Source organism: Flavobacterium endophyticum, from assembly GCF_003634455.1.
In the GTDB taxonomy this organism is placed as follows: domain Bacteria; phylum Bacteroidota; class Bacteroidia; order Flavobacteriales; family Flavobacteriaceae; genus Flavobacterium; species Flavobacterium endophyticum.
Map to the genome: position 1 here is coordinate 115,634 of NZ_RBLC01000002.1, position 21,051 is coordinate 136,684.

18 protein-coding genes are annotated in these 21,051 nt (G+C 40.5%); 14 read left to right on the forward strand and 4 right to left on the reverse strand.

The genetic code is table 11. The features are described 5' to 3' along the window. Positions 1-70: 70 nt before the first annotated feature. Both CLV94_RS10125 and CLV94_RS10130 read right to left on the reverse strand, forming a co-directional pair. Complete coding sequence (locus CLV94_RS10125; RefSeq protein ID WP_121376376.1) at positions 71-796, reverse strand: LytR/AlgR family response regulator transcription factor; 726 nt, start codon at positions 794-796, stop codon at positions 71-73. After that, positions 793-1,836, reverse strand: coding sequence for a sensor histidine kinase (locus CLV94_RS10130; RefSeq protein ID WP_121376377.1), 1,044 nt, complete (start codon positions 1,834-1,836; stop codon positions 793-795). Before CLV94_RS10130 ends, CLV94_RS10125 begins: the two co-directional genes overlap by 4 nt. A gap of 178 nt (positions 1,837-2,014) precedes the next feature. Here CLV94_RS10130 and CLV94_RS10135 point away from each other — a divergent pair, with 178 nt between their 5' ends. The 8 genes from CLV94_RS10135 (at position 2,015) to CLV94_RS10170 (ending at position 12,744) form a co-directional block, all read left to right on the forward strand. After that, positions 2,015-4,390: a TonB-dependent receptor domain-containing protein gene (locus CLV94_RS10135; RefSeq protein ID WP_121376378.1), complete on the forward strand. Its 2,376-nt coding sequence runs from the start codon at positions 2,015-2,017 to the stop codon at positions 4,388-4,390. 176 nt (positions 4,391-4,566) lie between these two features. Continuing rightward, the gene (locus CLV94_RS10140) at positions 4,567-6,714 is read left to right on the forward strand and encodes a tetratricopeptide repeat-containing sensor histidine kinase (protein ID WP_121376379.1); all 2,148 of its coding nucleotides are present in this window, start codon (positions 4,567-4,569) and stop codon (positions 6,712-6,714) included. Between the two features lie 456 nt (positions 6,715-7,170). Beyond that, entirely contained in the window at positions 7,171-7,509 is a 339-nt protein-coding gene (locus CLV94_RS10145) for a hypothetical protein (protein ID WP_121376380.1), read from the forward strand. A 110-nt stretch (positions 7,510-7,619) separates the two neighbouring features. After that, positions 7,620-8,453: an MbnP family protein gene (locus CLV94_RS10150; protein ID WP_121376381.1), complete on the forward strand. Its 834-nt coding sequence runs from the start codon at positions 7,620-7,622 to the stop codon at positions 8,451-8,453. 103 nt (positions 8,454-8,556) lie between these two features. Next, positions 8,557-9,600: a cytochrome-c peroxidase gene (locus tag CLV94_RS10155; RefSeq protein ID WP_121376382.1), complete on the forward strand. Its 1,044-nt coding sequence runs from the start codon at positions 8,557-8,559 to the stop codon at positions 9,598-9,600. Positions 9,601-9,637: 37 nt separating this feature from the next. Next, positions 9,638-10,597: a transporter gene (locus CLV94_RS10160; protein WP_121376383.1), complete on the forward strand. Its 960-nt coding sequence runs from the start codon at positions 9,638-9,640 to the stop codon at positions 10,595-10,597. A 233-nt stretch (positions 10,598-10,830) separates the two neighbouring features. Further along, positions 10,831-11,421, forward strand: coding sequence for a TetR/AcrR family transcriptional regulator (locus CLV94_RS10165; protein WP_121376384.1), 591 nt, complete (start codon positions 10,831-10,833; stop codon positions 11,419-11,421). 48 nt (positions 11,422-11,469) lie between these two features. Further along, a complete protein-coding gene (locus CLV94_RS10170; RefSeq protein ID WP_121376385.1) occupies positions 11,470-12,744 on the forward strand; it encodes an MFS transporter in 1,275 nt (424 codons plus the stop codon). 80 nt (positions 12,745-12,824) lie between these two features. Here the strand turns inward: CLV94_RS10170 and acnA are convergent, their stop codons facing one another. Both acnA and CLV94_RS10180 read right to left on the reverse strand, forming a co-directional pair. Further along, positions 12,825-15,602: an aconitate hydratase AcnA gene (gene acnA, locus CLV94_RS10175; RefSeq protein WP_121376386.1), complete on the reverse strand. Its 2,778-nt coding sequence runs from the start codon at positions 15,600-15,602 to the stop codon at positions 12,825-12,827. Between the two features lie 151 nt (positions 15,603-15,753). Then, on the reverse strand, positions 15,754-16,644 hold the full coding sequence (locus CLV94_RS10180) for a hypothetical protein (RefSeq protein ID WP_147406614.1): 891 nt from the start codon (positions 16,642-16,644) through the stop codon (positions 15,754-15,756). Positions 16,645-16,964: 320 nt separating this feature from the next. On the opposite strand from CLV94_RS10180, the gene CLV94_RS10185 reads away from it, so the two are divergent. The 6 genes from CLV94_RS10185 to CLV94_RS17180 all read left to right on the forward strand — a co-directional run bounded on the left by CLV94_RS10185 (position 16,965) and on the right by CLV94_RS17180 (position 21,007). Then, positions 16,965-17,168 carry a hypothetical protein gene (locus tag CLV94_RS10185; protein ID WP_121376388.1) on the forward strand — a complete coding sequence of 68 codons (204 nt, stop codon included), beginning with the start codon at positions 16,965-16,967 and terminating at the stop codon, positions 17,166-17,168. A gap of 50 nt (positions 17,169-17,218) precedes the next feature. Continuing rightward, the gene (locus CLV94_RS10190) at positions 17,219-18,919 is read left to right on the forward strand and encodes a tetratricopeptide repeat-containing sensor histidine kinase (protein ID WP_121376389.1); all 1,701 of its coding nucleotides are present in this window, start codon (positions 17,219-17,221) and stop codon (positions 18,917-18,919) included. 7 nt (positions 18,920-18,926) lie between these two features. Next, on the forward strand, positions 18,927-19,598 hold the full coding sequence (locus CLV94_RS10195; RefSeq protein WP_121376390.1) for a response regulator: 672 nt from the start codon (positions 18,927-18,929) through the stop codon (positions 19,596-19,598). Between the two features lie 142 nt (positions 19,599-19,740). Further along, positions 19,741-19,950: a hypothetical protein gene (locus CLV94_RS10200; RefSeq protein WP_121376391.1), complete on the forward strand. Its 210-nt coding sequence runs from the start codon at positions 19,741-19,743 to the stop codon at positions 19,948-19,950. A gap of 315 nt (positions 19,951-20,265) precedes the next feature. Beyond that, positions 20,266-20,436: a hypothetical protein gene (locus CLV94_RS17060; protein ID WP_170148783.1), complete on the forward strand. Its 171-nt coding sequence runs from the start codon at positions 20,266-20,268 to the stop codon at positions 20,434-20,436. A gap of 304 nt (positions 20,437-20,740) precedes the next feature. After that, positions 20,741-21,007, forward strand: a complete 267-nt coding sequence (locus CLV94_RS17180; protein WP_245982533.1) for a hypothetical protein — start codon at positions 20,741-20,743, stop codon at positions 21,005-21,007. The last annotated feature ends 44 nt before the right edge of the window (positions 21,008-21,051 follow it).

Below are 21,051 nucleotides of genomic sequence, written 5' to 3' on the forward strand. Positions count from 1 at the left end.
AATACCTCTTTTAAAAACAAAAAGCCTCCCAAAAAGGAGGCTTTTATACTTTTGAAGTCGATACGAAGGCTCATAAAAAGCTCTTGACCCAATCCTGAAATTTGATTTTGTAAGTTTCGCCAATAGGAACAATCTTATTTTGAATAAATACCCGGTTGCGCTCTATGGTTTCAATCTGATCGAGCCGAATGATATAGGATTTGTGTACCCGCATAAAAGAAGGTGCTGGCAGTTTTGCTTCAAATTCTTTCAAGGTGTCCAGCACGATTAGTTTTTCGTTTTTTAGATGCAAATACAGATAATCCTTTAGGCCTTCTACCAGCAGCAAGTCGTTCAGGTTTATTTTTACCAGCTTGCCATCGGTTTTTATAAATAAAAACTCATCCTGCTTTTCTTCTGTTTTAGCCAATACTTCTACGGCTGGAGCGGGCTTTTCTTGAGAAAGGGATTCTATTTTCTGTATGCATTTATAAAAACGGTCAAATGAAATCGGCTTTAATAAATAATCCACCACATTATGCTCATAGCCTTTCAGGGCATACTCGCTATAGGCCGACGTGATTACAAATTTTGTTTTGTTGCCCAGCATTTCCATCATCTGCAGGCCCGTAAGTTCTGGCATCTGTATGTCGATAAATAAGACATCGATAGTGGTTTGGGCGATGAGTTCTAGTATCTCAAACGGATTGGTTGTTGCTTTAACCAATTCAAAACTTGAAATTTTTTCTACATATTTTGACAACAGAGCCACTGCCATAGGTTCATCGTCTAGGATTGCACAGCGGATGATTCTCATAGTTTGATATCTAATTTTACGTAATACATATTTTCTTTTGTGGTAATGTCTAGCGAATGCCTGTCAGGAAAATACAATTGCAGTCGTTTCTTTATATTTTCGATGCCAATGCCCGACTGATGGTCTTTTTTATAATTGCTGATGCTGTTTTGCGTCTGCAAAATTAGATGATTTTTATTTTGCGTCAGCTCGATAGTAAACACCTGCCCCGGATTGTTCAGTATACCGTGCTTAAAGCCATTTTCTACAAACGGAATCAGTAACAAGGGCGGAATGCGGCATTCCGGATTTTCGATATTTTTCTTAAAAACCACTTGTGCGTCACCCGAAATCCGCATCGATTCTAAGGCAATAAAGTCATCTATATAGGCTACTTCGCGTTGCAATGCAATAGTTTCGTTCTGGCTTTCATAGGTCATATACCGCATCAGTCCGCTCAATTGCTCCACAGCCGGAAGCGCTTTTTCTGATTTTTCGAATATCAGATAATAAATATTGTTCAGGGTATTGAATATAAAATGCGGATTGATCTGCGATTTCAGGAAATTGATTTCTGTCTCGCGTTTGCTCTCCAATAAAACGATCTGCTCTTTTTGCAGGCGCAGCATGTTTACAATAAACCATAAGACAGAAGAAGCCATGATCGGGCGGCTGCCATAATAGAGATTGTCATAGATATAATACGCAATTGTTGCATCGTTGGAATAATTATGGAAGCCAAGCCATGTGTCGTACAAAACCTCTTCTATTAAATATCGCATTCCGATAAAAATAACAAACAGGCCCAAAAACGATAGTATGATTCGTTTTACATTTTTCACATCAAAAAACTTGGGCATAAAGACTAAGTAATTCAAATAAAAAATAAAAATATAGATTGTTGTAAAAGAGTAGGTCAATGCATTTCCCGGAGTTTTAAAATCGAAAGACAGTATCGGGAAACTGAATGTATTTTGTTCAGGGTCAAATACAGCCAAATCTTGCATTATATAGTACATCCAAAATAACAGATGCAGTAGAATCACATATTTTTTCTTCATGGTTTGGGCTATTTTTTTAAAGTGGAAAAGTAGCGCATTACGGAATACTAAAAAACTTTTTTTCGACAAACACCTGTTTTTCTCCGACCAACCTATTGGTCGGATTTTTTATCGCGCTGGTCGAAATAAAAAAAATAAAAACAGTAAAAGTCGAAGATTTGCTGAAAAATAATACACCATGAAAACACCAGCACATTTTTTAATTTGGATCACATTTTTAATTACTACTTCTCTTTTTGCACAGACGCATGAAGTAAAAGGCATAGCGCAAGCCAACGGCGGATCGGCAGCATTTTATGATGTCTTATTGATAGCCAAAGATACTATTAAAGGCAAGACTGCCGAAAACGGTTCTTTTGCCTTAAAAGCACAAACAGGCGATTACCGCTTAGAAATTTTATATTTTGATAAAGCGGTGCACAAGCAAGAGCTGGCAGTAAAAAACGATATCGATTTAGGAGTGATTTCCTTTGAAAGCAACACCAAGCTGGACGAGGTAGTAATCGAGGCTCCTAAAAAACTGATGGAACGCAAAGCAGACCGCTTTATCTATCATGTAGCCAATGCGACTTCATCTACAGGAGGTACGGCTATAGATGCTCTTAGAACCACGCCTGGCGTTACCGTAACACAAGAAAGCATCAGTATTTCGGGTAAAAATTCGGTTATGGTTTTAATCGACGACAAGCCTACTTATATGGGACAGGCGGAACTGATGAATTATCTCGAAAGTATCAGCGCCTCCAATTTGGCAAAAATTGAAGTGATTACTACGCCGCCAGCCAAATATCAGGCCGAAGGCAACAGCGGTATCATCAATATAGTTACCAAAAAAGTTAAGAAAGACAGCTGGAATGCCTTAGCAGGCGGAGCGTATCAACGTGGACGAAGAAACACGCAGCAGTACAATACGGCATTCAACCTGCAAAAGAATAAGCTGACATTGAGAAGCTCTCTTTCTACAGGAATACGACGCTCTTTAATCAATTGGGACAATGATATTTATTATCCAGATGCTTTTTGGAAGAATGAGAGCGGCTCTGACGGTAAAAATCGTTATGTAAACGGACAATTGTCTCTGGATTATCAGCTGACAAAACAATGGACGATTGGTACGAAAGTTTCTGCCTATGCTTCTAAGTTTACCGATTCGCAGCCACAGCTTACGACTCTTTTTGATCAAAAAGGAGGCAGTATCCAGCAGTTTATGAAGAATAATGCGGCCTCAAACGATAAGACCTACCAGCAGATTTACAATATTTACTCAGAATATAAATTGGATACTTTGGGCAAAAAAGTGATGGTGGATGTTGATTTTGTAAACTACCACACGCCAACTTTCAATGAATATGCCTACGCAAACTATACGCCGGCAAACGAACTGATTGCCAACTCTGAGCATGCAGGCATCAATGATGTAGATATCAAAATACAAAATCTATCCGTCAAAGTAGATTTCGAATTGCCAACCAAAATAGCTGATTTTACGGCTGGTGCCCGTTTTTCCAATTCAAAATCAGACAACCTGATCAATGCCTTTAAGCAAGACGAAAATGGCGAAATGGTCTATGACACCAACCTGTCGAATTATTTCGAATACACCGAAAAGAATGAAGCGCTTTATATTTCGGGAAGCAAAAAGTTTAATGAAAAATGGAATATCCAGTTAGGCCTACGCTTAGAAGCTACGCAAACCGATGGATTTTCGAGAGAAGCCAATAATCGCCATACCAATGATTACCTGAAATTGTTTCCTACAGTGTATGTACTGCATCAGTTTACAGAAGACAAAAGTCTTGGATTCAATTATTCGCGCCGTATCCGCCGTCCGAGTTACGAAAGCCTGAATCCTTTCCGTACGATCAACAACGAATTTAGCTACAATGAAGGAAATCCGTTTTTGAAGCCGTCGTTTACGCATAATTTTGAAGTGACCTTTACGTATAAGACATTCGATTCCCGAATCGGTTTTTCAAGCATGAAAGATGGCGTAAACCAAGCTTCTATATTAAATCCGGATACAAAACAGAACAATTATATCTGGATGAATTATGTCAACGAAGACATGCTTAGCTTTACGCAGAGTTATACGGCAAAACCGACACCGTGGTGGACCAGCGTGAATAATCTTAATTTCAGCTACTCCGAATCAGACATTGTCGTTTCTGACAAAAGGAATAAGGGAACCTCTACGTCTTTTTTCTCAACCAATGATTTTACATTAAATAAAAACAAGACGTTTTTCATGAGCCTTAGCTATTTCCAGAATTTTGGGGAAACGTTCCAGAATTCAAGCTTAAAACCGTATGCCAAATTTTATGCTACGGTAAAATACCAAATGTTTGATAAAAAATTAGAGCTGGGCATTAGCGGAACCGATATTTTTAACGGACGTGAATATTCAAAACAGAAAATGTATGGGGTAACCCAGGAATTTAAAAATGTTTGGGACACGCAACGCATACGTTTTTCATTGACGTACCGTTTTGGCAACAGCAATCTTAAGACGAAAGAACGCCAGTCGGGCAATTCTGAGGAATTGAACAGATTGTAAAGAGCTATTCATTTTGATAACTAAACCCCTTTGTACAGAAGGGGTTCGTTACGTTTCTTGCGCCCATTTTCTTTATAACCGAAGGTGAAAGATCTATTCGCAGATATTGCCTTTCATTTATCCTATCAATTAATTACTTTTACCTCCGTTTTTTATTAACCACAACTCCCACATTTATGTTAAACCGCAAGCCTTTAGTACCTTTTCTACTCCTTTTCTTTAGCATCCTTCCTATTTATTCCCAAAATAAAACAATTGATTCCATAGAAACGATATTAGCCAATCGCAAGATTAGTGATACGACACGCATTAATACAATTATTGCGGGTATGGATAACACAATCATGTTGAGCAAACCTCATGTGGCCTACTTCAATCAGTTGCTTCCTGTTTTTACTAAAGGATTGGCAATGCCCAAACTTCACCCAAAAGTAAAGCGAAAATACCAATTTGCTGCGGGTGTGTATTACTACAATACAGCAAAAAAAGAAACAAGTGAGGGCAACAAAAATGCGCCAATCCACTTTGATGAAGCTATAAAGTATTGGAAAGAGTCGAAAGACTACAAGCCTATGGCATTAGCAATAGTTGGTAAAGGTGCGTACTACCGCCATATTGCCGACTGGCCAAATACGTTCAAATACTTTTTTGAAGCATTAAAATTCTACGAAAGCATTAATAATGAAAACGGAATATCAACCGTAAATATGGAAATAGGAACCGCTTGTATAGCCCAGCAGGACTGGAATAAAGCTATTGTTCATCTAAAAAAAGCATTGCCCTATTTTGATGTCCCAGAGTCAGAATTAAGAAAATCAGACCGCCATAGTTTAGCGGTAATCCATAATAACATAGGCACATCTTATACCCGTCTTAAAAACTTTACCGAAGCCCATAACCATTTTCTAAAAGCGTACTACTATATCAAAAAGAATAAAGATCCGCAGGCAGAATCGATAATTTTAGTACAATTGGCTCAATCCTCCAGTGAATTGGGAAAACTAGCGGAGTCGGAAGATTATTTAAAAAGAGCCTTAGAGTTATGTAATGATGATATTTCAAAACAAGGAGTATACGGGAGTGCTGCACGCATTAATTACAAAAATAAAAACTATGATAAAGCGGCAGAGTATGGTGAGTTAAGCTACAGCCTGGCGAAAAAAAATAAAAACATCAATTCGCAGTCGGGTATCACTTCCCTGCTATACAAAATTTATAAAGAGAGCGGACAGTATGAAAAAGCATTAAAAATGCATGAGGCGAACATCGTAATAAAAGATTCTACAAATTTAGAAGCCTCAAAAAACGAATTGGCGCAGCAGGAACTCAAATACCAATTTGAGAAAAAAGAACTGCAGCAAAAAATACTCCAGCAAAAGAAATTAGCGGCAGTTACACTAGAACAGCAAAAGAAAGTGACAGCCGTCAAGCTCGAAGCCCAAAAGAAAGCGGCTCTAGAAACCTCAAAAAACAAATTAGCCCAACAACAGTTAGTCTATGATTTTGAAAAAAAACAGCTGAACCAGAAACTCGCTCAAGGAAAAAAAGTAGCCGCGATCAAGCTAGATTCTGAAAAGAAAACGGCCGTTAAAAATAACTGGCTGATTGCCGTTTCTTCTGTATTCCTGCTTTTTTTGCTCGGTGCTTATTTCTACTACCGCAACAATAAGCAGAAACAAGCCATTACGGTTTTAGAAAAAAACCAAATCAAGCAAAAGCTGCTCATCACCCAGATGAACCCCCATTTTATATTCAATTCGGTACAGAACATCGAAAGCCTGATCGATAACAAGCAGAACGACGAAGCGGTGGTTTATCTGGGCAAATTTTCAAAACTGACAAGACAAATACTTGAAAACTCCAATGAAAATTACATATCGCTAGAAGAAGAACTAGAAATGATTGAAAACTACCTTTCTATCCAGCAGCTGCTCTATGAGAACAAATTCAAATTTACGATTCTGGTAGAAAAAGAAATCGATACCGAATCGATATTCTTGCCGCCGATGTTAGCCCAGCCGTTTATTGAAAACGCCATCAAGCACGGACTGAGCAACACTTTGGAAAATGGAAAAATTGCTATTCATTTCTATCTGAAAGAAAACAAGCTGTTTTTTGAAGTAACAGATAACGGCAAAGGTTTTGGTACCAGCACCCAATCAAGCAGTCACAAATCGCTAGCCATGACCATTACCAAAGAACGCTTGGTTTCGTATACCAAAAACAAAGATTTTATAGTGCAGACCGATAATCTGATCGCCTCAAACGGAATGATTGAAGGTGCCAAAGTTGTTTTTGAGATTCCTTATATTTACGAAAGTTAGAACCCGTAAAGTTTATAAAGAGAACTTTATGAGAGTGAATAAGAAGCCTATCTCCTTTATTGGGTATAGGCTTCTTATTCACTCTCATAAAGTTCTTATAGGCACTTCTTAAGTTCTTATAGGCTCTGCTCAAGTTCTTATTGGCTCTACTCAACTTCTTATAGGCTCCGTTCAACTTCTTATTGGCTCTGCTCAACTTCTTATTGGCACTGCTCAAGTTCTTATTGGCTCTGCTCAACTTCTTATAGGCTCTGCTCAACTTCTTATAGGCTCCGCTCAAGTTCTTATATTCACTGCTCAACTTCTTATTGGCATCCCTCAACTTGAAACTGAACGATTTGATGCTTTATAATTGTAAAAATTATCCTCTTTTTAGTCGCTACATCTTGCCGTTTTTTGATTTCGTTTCCGTAAATTCGCAGGGTGAAAAAAATGGCATCCATATTTGCATTGTTTATGCTCCTGAAGCCCGTGCTTCCTGTGATTGAGTATGCTATTGATTACGACTACATAGCAACCGTACTCTGCATCAACAAGGACAAGCCGGAGTTGAAGTGTAACGGAAAATGCCACCTGATGAAGGAACTTGCCAAATCCTCTCAAGAAGACGGTGAACAGTCTCACGAAAAAAGAGCGGCAGCCTCAGAAAGCCACATTTTGTTTTTTGAAGAAATCTTAGATTTCGGGCTCGAAGCTCAAGTATTTCCATTGGCAGATCGTAGTCGCTACATCTTCTATCCAAACCTCTACAGCCATCTGGATAGCAGATCGATCTTCCGTCCTCCCCTTTCTTAAATTTCCATACGATTTGCAGAAATGCTGCGGTAGCAGCCTGTTTCTGAACGCTATACTCCGAAACCCATTCCGGAGCAGCCTCATCCTATAACAAATTTAAAAAATACATCATGAAATCACGCTTAAAAAACATAGCGGGCCTTCTTGCCCTATCCCTATTTATCAACTCGTGCAGCAGCGACGATAACGGCTCGGCTCCTGCCGACGGAACGTCTGGCGACGTAGAACTGTTCTTCGACAACGGCGTTGCCGGAGATGCCCTGATGCTCGGAAACTCCTATACCAATTCCAACGGTGAGACTCTTATCTTTGAACGCTTCACCTATATCGTAAGCAACTTTGTATTGATAAAAGAAGACGGCTCTGAGTTTACCTACCCTAAAAACGAAAGCTATTTTATCATCAACGAAGAAACCGGACAGTTTACGGTGCACCTAGAGAACGTGCCTGCTGGCGATTATAAAAAGATCAAGTTTGGTATCGGCGTTGACCAGCAGCGCTACCTGCAAGGCGAAACCGCACAGCAGAGCTTCTGGGACCTTGCCTTTGCCAATAACATGACCTGGACATGGTCTACAGGATACCGCTTTATCAACTGCCAGGGTACTTTTACCGTAGACCCTGCTCATGGCGGCGATACTACATCAAGAGGCTTTATGATTCACCAAGGCAGCAACACGGCTACAGACAACTATAGAGAAGTAGTCTTGAACCTGCCGACTACGGCACGCGTGAGAGAAGGAGAAATGCCAAACATCCACCTAAAATCAGATGCCAACGTTATTCTTGACGGCGACACCAAGATCGAGCTGCACCACAACCTGAACGGTGCCGGAACTGCAGCAAGCATCATGGCGGGCGAAAACCTCATCACCATTGCCAACAACACCAAAAAGATGTTCACTGTAGACCACGTCCATAACGGAGCGGGAACGCACCACTAGACAAAAACAGAATGCTTTTAAAGGAATCAGCCTAGATGATTTTAGGCTGGCTGTCCTTTAGCATGCACAATCCGGAAAACCTTCCGGCCCTAAAACTTTACTAATGAAAAAAATAGTATATTTTCTCAGTATCCTATCGGTACTCTCGTGCCAAGATGATAACGGCGAATACATCGAGATCGACCAGCCCTTAGATTTTATCATTCCGGCTAATTTTCCAGAACCCGTACAAGACATCAGCTACAATGCTCCGACCCAAAAGGGATTCGAGCTCGGCAGGAAGCTTTTTTACGACGGCAGGCTGTCTAGAGACGGAACTGTTTCCTGCTCCTTCTGCCACGAACAGGCTTCTGCGTTTACACACCACGGACATGATTTCAGCCACGGCGTCGACAACCTCGAAGGACTCCGCAATGCGCCTGCCGTGCAGAACATGGCGTTCCAAGGCGAATACTTTTATGACGGCGCTTCCAGCAGCCTAGAGATGCTCTCCATTGTGCCGATACACAATCCAGTAGAAATGGACGAGAACCTCGAAAGCATCGTGCTCAAGCTCAAGCAAGACCCAGTGTATGTAAAGCTCTTTAGCCAAGCCTTTGCCAACAAAGAAGTCAGCTCCGGCAACATGCTCAAGGCATTAGGCCAGTTTATGACCATGATGGTCTCTGCCAATTCGCGCTACGACAAATACGTCCGCAACGAAGCTGGCGGCACGCTCAGTACCCAAGAACTGCAAGGACGCGCGCTCTTTCAGACGAACTGTGCCACCTGCCATGCGACCGACCTTTTCACCGATAACAAGTTCCGCAACAACGGCCTGCCGCCGAATCCCAACCTGAACGACCTCGGCAGGGAAACAGTCACCGGATTTGCTTATGACCGCTACAAGTTTAAAGTACCCAGCCTAAGAAACGTGGCACTGACTGCGCCTTATATGCACGATGGCCGTTTCGGCTCCCTACAGTCGGTATTGAATTTTTACGCCTCGGGAGTACAGAACACGCAGAATCTCGACCCTTTGCTGCAACAGCATCCTACGCTCGGAATTCCTTTGAACCAGCAGGAAAAAGAAGCCATCATTGCTTTCTTGAAGACGTTGACCGACGAAGAATTCGTCAGCAATCCCCTATTCTACTTTCGAACCTAAAAACCCGAAAGCCTTTTTTAATTCATAAGACAAACAGATGAAAAAAATAATTCTTACGCTCGCAATCTCAATCCTTGCCCTGAATGCAGCCCAGGCTCGTACCGAAAAAGATTCGATTGACAATCCGTTCCGCAGATACGTCGCCCTGCTGGAAGAAGACTGCGATGCCTGCGGCTGTTCGGCCAATGGCGGAAGCATGGGATTCAGTTCTATGCTCAACAGCAATTTCGTCGGCATACGCTACATCCACCAAAGCTACAAGAGTCGCGACGGCGTCTTTAACAACTCTCCGTGGATCGACGAGAATTTCAATACCGCACAGCTCTGGGCCCGAGTGCCTATTACAGAGCGGATTGAAGTCATGGCCTTAGTCCCGTACCATTTCAACAACCGCGAAAAAGCCACCGGAAAAGAAAACATCGACGGACTGGGCGACATTACCCTGATGGGCTTCTATACCCTTTTCGGAACCAAGAGCGACAGCGCTACGGTGTTCCATAAATTCCAGCTCGGTGCCGGAGTAAAAGCCCCTACGGGAAAATACGACAGCGCCAATAACGGCAGTATTAATCCGAGCTTCCAGCTGGGTACTGGCAGCTGGGACTATACGCTCGCCTCAGAATATACGGTCAAAAAGAACAACCTCGGACTAAACGCCACGGTCAACTATGTTTTCAAGACAGAGAATGAAAAGAACTACCAGTTTGGCAACCAGTTCAATTATGCCGCGACCCTGTTCTACAGCACAAAGATTGACAATCTGGACATCGTGCCCCAATTAGGACTGGCAGGAGAAAAATACGACGAGAACAAAGACCACGGCGAAGACGTGCCACTGACCGCCGGAGACATCCTCTTCGGAAAGATGGGCGTCGAGCTAGGACTCCAGAAATTCTCTCTCGGCCTAAGCACCATGCTGCCCATCAACCAAAACCTTACCGGCGGAAGAGTCGAAGCCAACTACAGATGGTCGCTCAACCTCAACTATTCGCTCTAAGAAGAACTGTCCCGTCTAGCTGTCGACGCTATTCTGTCGACAGCTATGCACGGGCTTTTTATTTTTGATTTTAGATTTTTGATTTTAGATTTTTCCCTTCCAACTTCCAACTTTCGACTATCAACTTTCAACTATCAACTTTCAACTATCAACTTTCAACTCTCCCCTATCCACTACAAAAATAATTTTCCAACCATTTCATAAGTGAATGAATATTCATTTATATTTGCACCATGAGAATCAGGGACGAGGAAAAGACAAAGCTAGTCAAGGAAAAAGCAATCGAACTTATCGTTACGCATGGTCTTGAAGGCTTTAGTATGAACAAGTTAGCCAAAGCCTGCAGCATATCCGTAGCTACGCTGTACATCTATTACAAAGACCGCGACGACCTCATCATCACGATTGCAGTTGAAGAAGGAAACAAAATGGGTACTGCCATGATTGCCGATTTTGACCCCGAAATGTCTTTAGAAGAAGGCTTGCGGAAACAATGGGAAAACCGCTGTAACTATTCCATCAACAATCCGATGATGTCGCTCTTTTTCGACCAGCTCCGCAGCTCTTCCTACCAGCAAGAATTCCTGGCTTCCTTCCTGAAGGAATTCAAGACCGTAGTAGGCAAGTTCATGCACAACATCATCCAAAGAGGAGAAATCGACAAAATGCCTTTTGAAGTCTATTGGTCCATCGCCTTTGCCCCGCTGTATAACCTTATCCGTTTCCACAACGAAGGAAAAAGCATGGGCGGCAGGCCTTTCAAGCTCACCGATGAAATTTTGTGGCAGACGTTTGATCTCGCATTAAAAGCCCTTAAAAAATAATACCGTTACCCGCCAAGAATCCATTACTAATCATCAATTCATCAAAAAATGAACGAAAAACAATCCATGCCCTTTACAGGCTATCAAAAATTTGTAATCTTTATACTGGCCATAACGCAGTTTACGGTCATACTCGATTTTATGGTCATGTCGCCCCTAGGCGATATGCTGATGAAATCCCTAGACCTAAAACCGTCTGCCTTTGGTGTTGCCGTATCGGCCTATGCCTTTAGCGCCGGACTCTCCGGACTGCTGACTGCTGGTTTTGCCGATAAGTTTGACCGAAAAAAGCTGCTGCTTTTCTTCTACATCGGATTTATAGGAGGTACTATCTTTTGCGGCCTTGCAGAAAGCTATGCCGTATTGGTAGCCGCCCGTATCATTACCGGACTCTTCGGTGGCGTTATCGGCTCTATTTCTATGGCCATCATCACCGACCTGTTTGCCCTGCAGCAGCGCGGCCGCGTCATGGGATTCATCCAGATGGGCTTTGGCGCAAGCCAGGTTCTAGGCGTGCCTATCGGTATCTATATCGCAACGCTCTGGAAATGGGAAGCTCCGTTTTGGATGGTAGCCATCCTTAGCATATTTATTGCTATTGCCATAGCCATTTACCTGAAACCGCTTACAGCACATCTTGCGCTGCAGCATGACAGGTCTGCCTTCGCCCACTTGTGGCATACCGTTTCCAAGCGCGACTACCGTATCGCCTTTACGGCTACTGCCCTGCTTTCAATCGGAGGCTTTATGATGATGCCTTTCGGAAGTGCCTTTGCCGTCAACAACCTCGGCGTGAATTACAACCAGCTGACCATGCTCCTTATGGTTTCCGGCGTCAGCTCTCTGGTCGTGATGCCGATAATCGGAAAGCTGAGCGACAAGATCAACAAGTTTACCATATTCGCGGCAGCTTCTGTCTGGATGATGATTATCTGCGTGGTCTATACCAACCTAGGCGTCACGCCGCTGCTTATCGTCATGGCCTTGAATATCATGATGATGATCGGGATCATGAGCCGTATGATTCCCTCATCGGCATTGACCAGCGCCGTACCCGAAATGTCAGACCGTGGTGCGTTTATGAGCATCAACTCTTCCTTGCAGCAGATTGCAGGCGGTATTGCCGCAGCAGTCGCAGGGATGATTGTTACGCAGAAAAGTAAAGGCAGTCCGCTAGAGCATTACAATACTGTAGGTTATGTGATTGTCGTCATTTCGATCATCAGTATCATCTTGATGTGGCGTGTCTACAAGCTGACCATCAAAAAGCCGCATTATAGCAAAGTAGAGCCTGCTGCTGCAGAAATGAATGAGATGCTGTAAAGCGATATTCTAAATAATAAACTAAAAAAGCGAAAAGATAGTAGTTATCTTTTCGCTTTTCTTTTTCTCAAAACAGTGCATTATGATTTCTGCAAGAACTGGCGCAGTACATACTGCAAGATGCCTTCGTTCCTGTAATATTCGATTTCGATCTTAGAGTCCAATCGGGCAATAGCCTTAAACTGTATCTTCTCGCCGTTTTTTCGCAGCGCCGTAACATCTACCTCTTTTAAAGGCTTGATATCTTCCGCGATGCCCGTTATCGTAAACTGCTCGCTGCCAGTGAGTCCGAGGCTTTCTGCATTCTCTCCGTCCTTATACTGCAAAGGCAGCACGCCCATTCCCACTAAATTGCTTCTGTGGATTCTTTCATAGCTTTCGGCCAATACGGCTTTTACACCCAACAAGAACGTTCCTTTTGCTGCCCAGTCTCTCGAAGAACCGCTGCCGTATTCTTTTCCAGCCAATATCACCAAAGGTATCTTAGCTTCTCTATACTTCACCGAAGCATCGTATACGCTCATTTCTTCGCCCGTCGGCAAATATTTGGTATAGCCGCCTTCGTGATCTGCCAGCCTGTTTTTGATACGCACGTTGGCAAAAGTACCTCGAATCATTACTTCATCATGCCCACGGCGGGAACCATAGGAGTTAAAATCGGCTTTTTCAACCCCTCGACTCAGCAGGTACTTTCCTGCTGCAGACAGTTCGCCATACGAACCCGCAGGCGAAATATGGTCGGTCGTGATACTGTCGCCTAAAGACAGCAGCACGTTGGCATTCTCAATATCTCTTAAAGGCTGCGGATGCTCTGGCAGGTTCTTAAAGAAAGGAGCCTCTTTTATATAGGTCGACTGCTCGTCCCACACATATATTTTCTCATTAGGAACTTCCAGATTCTGCCATATCGCGTTTCCTTCAAAAATAGTCCCGTAGCTGTTGGCAAACTGTTTCGGAGAAAGTACCGAGCTCATGATCGTATTGATCTCGTCATCGCTAGGCCAGATATCTTTTAAATAAACTGGCTGCTGGTTCGGGTCATAGCTGATCGGCTCGTTCAATAAGTCGATATCGACACGTCCCGCTATCGCATACGCAACGACCAGCATCGGCGACATCAGGAAGTTCATTTTAATCTGCGGATGTATCCTCGCCTCAAAATTCCGGTTCCCGGAAAGCACCGAAGCCATGACCAAATCATGTTGGTCAATCGCCTTGGCAATATGCGCTGGAAGTGGTCCCGAGTTTCCGATACACGAAGTACAGCCGTATCCTACGATATGGAATTTCATAGACTGCAGGTCGTCCAATAAATCAGCCTTGATCAAATAATCAGTCACGACCTTAGAACCAGGCGCTAAAGAAGTCTTTACCCAAGGCTTCACATTCAGTCCGTGCTCTCTTGCCTTGCGCGCTACCAGCCCTGCACCGATCATCACATACGGATTGGATGTATTCGTGCAAGAGGTTATCGCCGCTATAACGACCGCTCCGTCTGAAAGCATAAACTGCTCCTGCCCGACGGTGACGGTAACGATTTTCATCCCGTCTTCAATTTTCCCTTCAATTTTTGTATCCGGTACCATCGTCGTCTCAGTCTTCATAGGCAGCGAGCTTCCTCCTTCCGCAAACCAGCGCGTCAGCTGTTCTTGCGGCTTGATGTATTTGCGTCCGAAAGACTGGTGCAAGACATCGGCAAAGGTGGCCGGAAAGTTTTTGAGCAGTATCTTATCTTGAGGCCTTTTCGGACCTGAAACTGTCGGTTCTATCGTTGAAAGATTTAATTCTAAAATATGCGTATAGGTAATCGACTCGTTGCCCGTACGCCATAACAAGTTGGCTTTGCAGTAATCTTCAACCAGCTTTACCTGTTCTTCAGAACGGTTTGTCATGCGCATGTATTCCAGCGTCTTGTCGTCTATAGGGAAATAGGTAACCGTACAGCCAAATTCAGGCGACATATTGCCTATGGTTGCCCTGTCGGGAACTGAAAGATTGTCCAATCCCGGACCGAAAACTTCTACAAACTTTCCTACGACGCCGTACTTACGCAGCAATTCAGCAATAGTCAATACCATATCTGTTGCCGTAGAGCCTAGCGGGATTTTTCCCGTCAGGCGCAAGCCTATTACTTCTGGCATGATAAAATAAATCGGCTGTCCTAAAATGGCGGCCTCCGCTTCTATTCCTCCGACACCCCAAGCAATAACACCTATTCCGTTGACCATCGGCGTATGGCTGTCGGTTCCGACCAGCGTATCCGGAAAGATCTCGCCGTTGCGCTCAATGACTCCTTTTGACAGATATTCAAGATTTACTTGATGGCAGATGCCCATGCCCGGAGGCACGACGCTGAAATTACTAAACGACTGCTGTGCCCATTTTAAGAATTGGTACCGTTCTTTGTTACGCTTGTATTCTTCATCCATGTTGCGTTCATAGGAATATTCCGTGCCAAAATAATCGACCTGTACCGAATGGTCAATAACCAAATCTACAGGAATCAGAGGATTTATCTCGTCTGGATTTTTCCCTTTTCGCGCTATTTCTGCCCTAAGCGAAGCAATATCTACAACCGCGGGAACGCCTGTAAAATCCTGCATCAGCACGCGGGCTGGCTTAAAAGGAATGTCTTTATCAGAAGCTTCCGGCTTCCAATTGAGCAGGGTTTCTATGTTTTCGCGCGTTATCGCGAAGTCATCAAAATTACGTAGCGCGTTTTCAAGCAGTATTCTTATAGAAAATGGCATCTTTTCGATATTGTATCCCTGCTTCTCCATTTCCGGCAAGCTGTAGTACGTAAAAGTGCCATTTTTTGTAGTCAGTAGTTTTTTGATCTGATAAATGTCGTTTGTCATAGTCCGCAAGTATTAGTTGATAGCAATGACATAAAGGTAAGGGTTATCAGCGAAATAGCAATAGCTTGATATGTTGATTTTTATGAGCCTTTACGCCTTTATATTTTCTACGGCAGTAGTATGACTCATTTGCTATAAACTTGGCATCAAACTACTCTGTGTATTTATTAATTATAAGATCAGTAGCAACTTTCAAGTATTCATGATTTTCTGGATGATAACCAGGACCATTAAAAAATTCTACATCACCATTAGTCTTCTCATACCAAATTCCCGGTTTTCTTTTGGAATAATGAATTCTTTTGGCTTCTAAAGGTTTCAGTTTTCTCAATTTAAACTGCTGTGGATCCATCGGAATTTTAGTGTTCACTATACCAAATGATTCCGAAGAACAATCGACAGCTTCGTAATGATCTCCTCTCCATTCCATACAGTCTTTTTCTTCTTGCTGTGACATCATAAATATGCCTCCAATAATAAAAATTGCCAACACAAAATAGACAGACCATTTTTTTCTTATCAAAAAACCACTTGAATGATTATGCCCAAGATTATTATTGGAATCTATCAAATAGTTCGGCATAATAACATCATCTATTATTTCAATCGGTTCATTCTGAAGTTCAATATGCGCTTTCTTTTTTACTTTGGAATCTTCTGTCCTTTTTCCATCATTATAACTTCTTGAATACTTTGATAATGGTCTTTGCTTAAAATCAACTAAAATTGCTGCCATATCGGCTGCATCTATCTTAGCTAGGTCAGTTTCTCCCTTAAAAAAAGTTTCAATAGGCCTAAACTTGTCTTTGACTTTATTCAGCTTGTTACCTCCTAAAGCTGTCGGACTAAAATCAAATCCTAAGAAAATAGAGAAGCTCTTCAAGTCATTGATATCTGAATTATTCTTGAAAATCTCCCAACACAAATCTTTTAATTGTCCGCGAGATGGATTGATTAAAAAACTAGAATACATACCGTTTTTTTCTTCTTCATACTTTGCCTTTATGGCTTTTTTATACTCTTCTAAAATATCTTTTTTCATAAACTGAGGGGGATTTATAAGGAACTTTTGGGAGTCTTGTGGCATTGCGGGAATTACAGGAATTCCTTATAAATGCTAGGCAAAAAACAAACTTCCTTTGCTTCAGAATTAGTTCTTGTTCTATTCGCGATAGAAACAAATGTACAAAACTACTTCTGCAACAGTAATGCGGAAAACCGTAAAAATAATTATCCGGGAAGTATAATTCATTTTTATAGTTCAAGCTTACTGCACTTCCCATAACACTTTGGCCTGCCATAAAAACATTCAGAAAGATCTGGACAGGCAGGCCCATGTTTAATCCTTAATCTTATTTAAAAATGAAAAAAATATTTTTATTTGCTGTTATAGCAGCAATGGGCTCTGCCGTAGTTTCTTGTTCTTCTGATGACAATGAAATTAAAGATACTAGTTTAAATTATCCAGTAGCTGCAAGAGATACGCTCCAGCCTCCTGGAACTGGAACTGGCGATGGTCCAGGTGATGATCCGATTATCATCACTCCACCACCAAAAAAACCATGATTAAATAGGTAATTTATAATTAATTAGTAATTTCGGGGAAAGTAACTTTTATGGTGCGTTCCCCGTTTTTTATTTTACTCCTTTTTTTCTTTTTTTCTTGTGAAAAGAGACAAACAATTAGTAGTACATTTTCTCAAGAAATAGAAGATGTAATACAAGCAAAAGCATGGCAAAAAAAAGCTAAAAAGTTTGAGGAAGCAAAAGAATATGACAGTGCCGTATATTATTACGTCAAGTCGAAAAATATATTTATAAAAGAAAAAGAGAATACTGGGAACATTACCTATAACTGTGTCCAGGCAGCTTGGATACTGCAAGTCGTTGGTGATTATATTGGTAGTGAAGAAATGCTGACAGAAGCAGAAAAATATAACCCAAAAAAAGATATAAATTATGCTGCCTCAATAGCAAATTTATACGGTATCATAGAAAAAGAAAACGGTCACTATGACGAAGCAATTCAAAACTATAAAAAAGTACTGAGTTTTACAAAAGACCCTCTTGCCAGACTATCCCCTCTCAATAATATGGCAACAATATATATAGCGACAAATAAATACAATAAAGCTATTGATATATTAGATGGAATCCTTAAAAGTAAGATTCTGGAAACAGATACTTTGCAAGACAAAAAAGCAAGATATATGGATAATTTGGGGTACGCTGTCTACAAATCTGGACGTGATAAAGAAGGACTTTCATTAATGGAAAAAGCCCTGTCAATGAGAAATAAGATTGGCGACACTTATGGTAGTATCGAAAGTTATCTGCATCTAACTGATTATCACAAAAATTCTAGTCCACAACAATCTATTCAATATGCAAAAATGGCTTATAAAAATGCTACCGACGTCCACAGTGTTGATGAAAGACTAGAAGCATTATCATTTTTAATGGTAAGCGATCATGAGAAAGACGCAAGAAAATATGCGAGTACTTATCAGAAAGTTAATGATAGTATTATAACTATAAGAAACAATGAGAAAAAACAATTTGCAAAGATTATATTCGATTCAACGAATGAGAAAGAAGAAAACCAAAAATTAAGGGCTGAAAAAGCGGAAGATTCTTTAAAAATGATAGTAATAAGTACTATCCTCCTGTTGTTAATAATAGCTGTAAGTAGATATTACCGAAACAAAAACAGAATAGAAAGACAAAGAGGCATAAAAGCTGTATATGATACTGAAACCCGTATTTCAAAAAAATTGCACGATGAATTAGCAAATGATGTATTCCAAGTAATGTCCTTTGCAGAAACCCAAAATTTGGAAAACCCAAATAAAAAAGAACTGCTGTTAGACAATCTTGATAAGATATACGGCAATGCCCGAAATATTTCAAGAGAAAACAGTTCGATTGATACAGGAGAAGATTTTGATTCCGAACTAAAACAGATGCTTGTCAACTATGAAAACGGAGGCTTGAAAGTCATCATAAAAAACAGCCCTGAAATCAATTGGGCAAAATTGCCTTCAACAAGCAAAGTTGCCGTGTTTAGGGTTCTACAAGAACTGATGGTTAATATGAAAAAACATAGCCAAAGCACTATTGTTGTGATCAGTTTTGAAACCATAAAAAATGCTCTTCAAATCAAATATTCTGACAATGGCATAGGCTTTTCTAATAAATTAAGCTTAAAAAATGGCCTTCAAAATGCGGAAACCCGCATAAAAGCAATAAACGGAGTAATTACTTTTGATACAGAAACAGAAAAAGGTTTCAAGGTAAAAATTACGATTCCAAATTAATCTTGTTATGTATAAAAAAGCGCTAATAGTTGATGACATAGACCTTAATGATATCGCGGCCGTAAAAGTTCTTGAAGAGCTGGAAATTAGAGACATTCATTATGCAAAATATTGTGATGATGCCCTACTAAAAATTAAAAGAGCCCTATTTGACGATGTTCCTTTTGACTTATTGATTACCGATTTGTCTTTTAAAAAAGTCGATCATAAGGAAGAAAAGCTTAAATGCGGCGAAGAATTAATCGATGCCATAAAAAAAATTACTCCAGAAATCAAAATCATCGTATTCTCAATTGAAGACAAGCCTTACAGGATACAAGCATTATTTCTCAAACATCATGTAAACGGATTCGTCATAAAAGGCCGAAATAGCATGCCTGAGCTTAAAAAAGCAATCCAAAATGTAAATAATGGTACTGATAAATTTCTTGCTCCTGATCTAATTCATATTCTTAAAGACAAGACAATAAATGAGATCGATAATTATGATATCGAGCTAATACGATGGCTTTCCTTAGGCGTAAAGCAAGAAAGCATGGATGTCAAATTTAAAGAATTAGGCATTGTTCCCAATAGCAAGAGCACCATCGAAAAACGCATTATCAAATTAAAGAATTACTTTGAAGCAAGTAATACTATACACCTGATATCTATTGCGAAAGACATGGGAATAATATAGGCTTATTTTAATGTTTTGGACTAGCCTAGCTAATATTAGGATAGATTTTAAAAAATAAGAATGCGGTTTCCCTTAAATATTTTGATAACCAAACATTTATATTTGGACATTACATTGATTAATAACCTCTTAATGCTTTATTATGAAAAAATTATTCTTATTGCTTTTAGTGTCCTTCTTCTGCTTTGGTGGAAATGCCAAGACATTCGAGCCTCTAAAAATCACCGAAACTTCTGAAGCCTTTTTTAAAGGGGCACAACAGAGAAAAAAGACTGTGCATGTCAAGAGTTACAAAAAGAAAAACGGAACAACAGTCAAATCTCATAAGAGAAGATCTCCTAGAAGTCACTAAAAATGATTAAGCCCTTTTGTGAGGGCTTTTTTATTTGTTTCTCGAGAAGATGATAGCTGTCTTTTTATATTAGTCCTGAACTTAGATGAACGATTGAATGTGATGAGTAAAGTATTTACCGAAGTTACTTATAAAATTACTCTTGAATTTTATGGCAAAGTGTAAACTTGTATATACTTATCAATATTTTTTGTGTTTTTTACTCTGGACTGATATATAGTTACAAAAATTATTACCAAAGACTGCGGTTTTTCTCATATATCTCTTTTTTCTTGATTATACATTTGTGACTAATAATCGTTAAATTTTTTATGTATGTCAAAATTACCGTTAGGAACAACTAGAACTACAGGACAAACCTGCCCTGAATCAGCAATCTGGAAGGCATTAAGCGTGCCTTCCACAACTATTCCTTTATCGGAAGGAGAAACTTTTCCTCCTTACAATAACCAAGGTGTTACTTGGCAACTAATTCAGTACGCCTAATAATTAAGAAGGGCTATTCCTAAAATGAAATAGCCCTTTTCAAAGCATCTATATAATCATATAATGTTATGAGTTTTCGTTTCCAGAAGAGAATCAAGCTATACGGAGGTCTAGGAATCAATATCAGCAAATCAGGTATTTATCCAAGCCTAAGAACAAGAAAAGGCACAATAAGCAATAAGGGATATTCTATCAGAACGGGAATTTCAGGAATTTCTTATCAAAAAAATTTTAAAGCTAAAAACAACGGATGTATCCTGTTTTTTGCCTTGCCAGGAATACTACTATTATTAAAACAATTACTATGTCACTAAATCCAAAACATCTTTTAAAAACGATAATTTTAGGCCTTGTTTTATACCTTTCCTCCACATCTTTGATAGCACAGACAAAGCCTAAAGTATTATTGGCTTCTTGCGAAAGAAGAGGATGTAGCGGAGCCGAATATTGCAGTGCTTGTAAGAATTGTAGCGGATGTAGACATTGTGCTAAAGAAGGAGGTACTTGTGGAGTTTGTGAACAAAAACAAAAGAAAAAACCAAATCGAAAGAAGAGAAAAAATAAAGCATAAAAAACACGGCAAGATCTGCCGTGTCCTTTAATAAGAACTATCAT

Coding starts and splice junctions, on each gene's coding strand:
- acnA (WP_121376386.1), bottom strand. CDS start 15,602: ATGACAAACGACATTTATCAGATCAAAAAACTACTGACTACAAAAAAT.
- CLV94_RS10125 (WP_121376376.1), bottom strand. CDS start 796: ATGAGAATCATCCGCTGTGCAATCCTAGACGATGAACCTATGGCAGTG.
- CLV94_RS10155 (WP_121376382.1), top strand. CDS start 8,557: ATGAAAAAAATAGTATATTTTCTCAGTATCCTATCGGTACTCTCGTGC.
- CLV94_RS10195 (WP_121376390.1), top strand. CDS start 18,927: ATGTATAAAAAAGCGCTAATAGTTGATGACATAGACCTTAATGATATC.
- CLV94_RS10200 (WP_121376391.1), top strand. CDS start 19,741: ATGAAAAAATTATTCTTATTGCTTTTAGTGTCCTTCTTCTGCTTTGGT.
- CLV94_RS10130 (WP_121376377.1), bottom strand. CDS start 1,836: ATGAAGAAAAAATATGTGATTCTACTGCATCTGTTATTTTGGATGTAC.
- CLV94_RS10170 (WP_121376385.1), top strand. CDS start 11,470: ATGAACGAAAAACAATCCATGCCCTTTACAGGCTATCAAAAATTTGTA.
- CLV94_RS10145 (WP_121376380.1), top strand. CDS start 7,171: ATGCTCCTGAAGCCCGTGCTTCCTGTGATTGAGTATGCTATTGATTAC.
- CLV94_RS10160 (WP_121376383.1), top strand. CDS start 9,638: ATGAAAAAAATAATTCTTACGCTCGCAATCTCAATCCTTGCCCTGAAT.
- CLV94_RS10185 (WP_121376388.1), top strand. CDS start 16,965: ATGAAAAAAATATTTTTATTTGCTGTTATAGCAGCAATGGGCTCTGCC.
- CLV94_RS10140 (WP_121376379.1), top strand. CDS start 4,567: ATGTTAAACCGCAAGCCTTTAGTACCTTTTCTACTCCTTTTCTTTAGC.
- CLV94_RS10165 (WP_121376384.1), top strand. CDS start 10,831: ATGAGAATCAGGGACGAGGAAAAGACAAAGCTAGTCAAGGAAAAAGCA.
- CLV94_RS10190 (WP_121376389.1), top strand. CDS start 17,219: ATGGTGCGTTCCCCGTTTTTTATTTTACTCCTTTTTTTCTTTTTTTCT.
- CLV94_RS10150 (WP_121376381.1), top strand. CDS start 7,620: ATGAAATCACGCTTAAAAAACATAGCGGGCCTTCTTGCCCTATCCCTA.
- CLV94_RS10180 (WP_147406614.1), bottom strand. CDS start 16,644: ATGAAAAAAGATATTTTAGAAGAGTATAAAAAAGCCATAAAGGCAAAG.
- CLV94_RS17180 (WP_245982533.1), top strand. CDS start 20,741: ATGTCACTAAATCCAAAACATCTTTTAAAAACGATAATTTTAGGCCTT.
- CLV94_RS10135 (WP_121376378.1), top strand. CDS start 2,015: ATGAAAACACCAGCACATTTTTTAATTTGGATCACATTTTTAATTACT.
- CLV94_RS17060 (WP_170148783.1), top strand. CDS start 20,266: ATGTCAAAATTACCGTTAGGAACAACTAGAACTACAGGACAAACCTGC.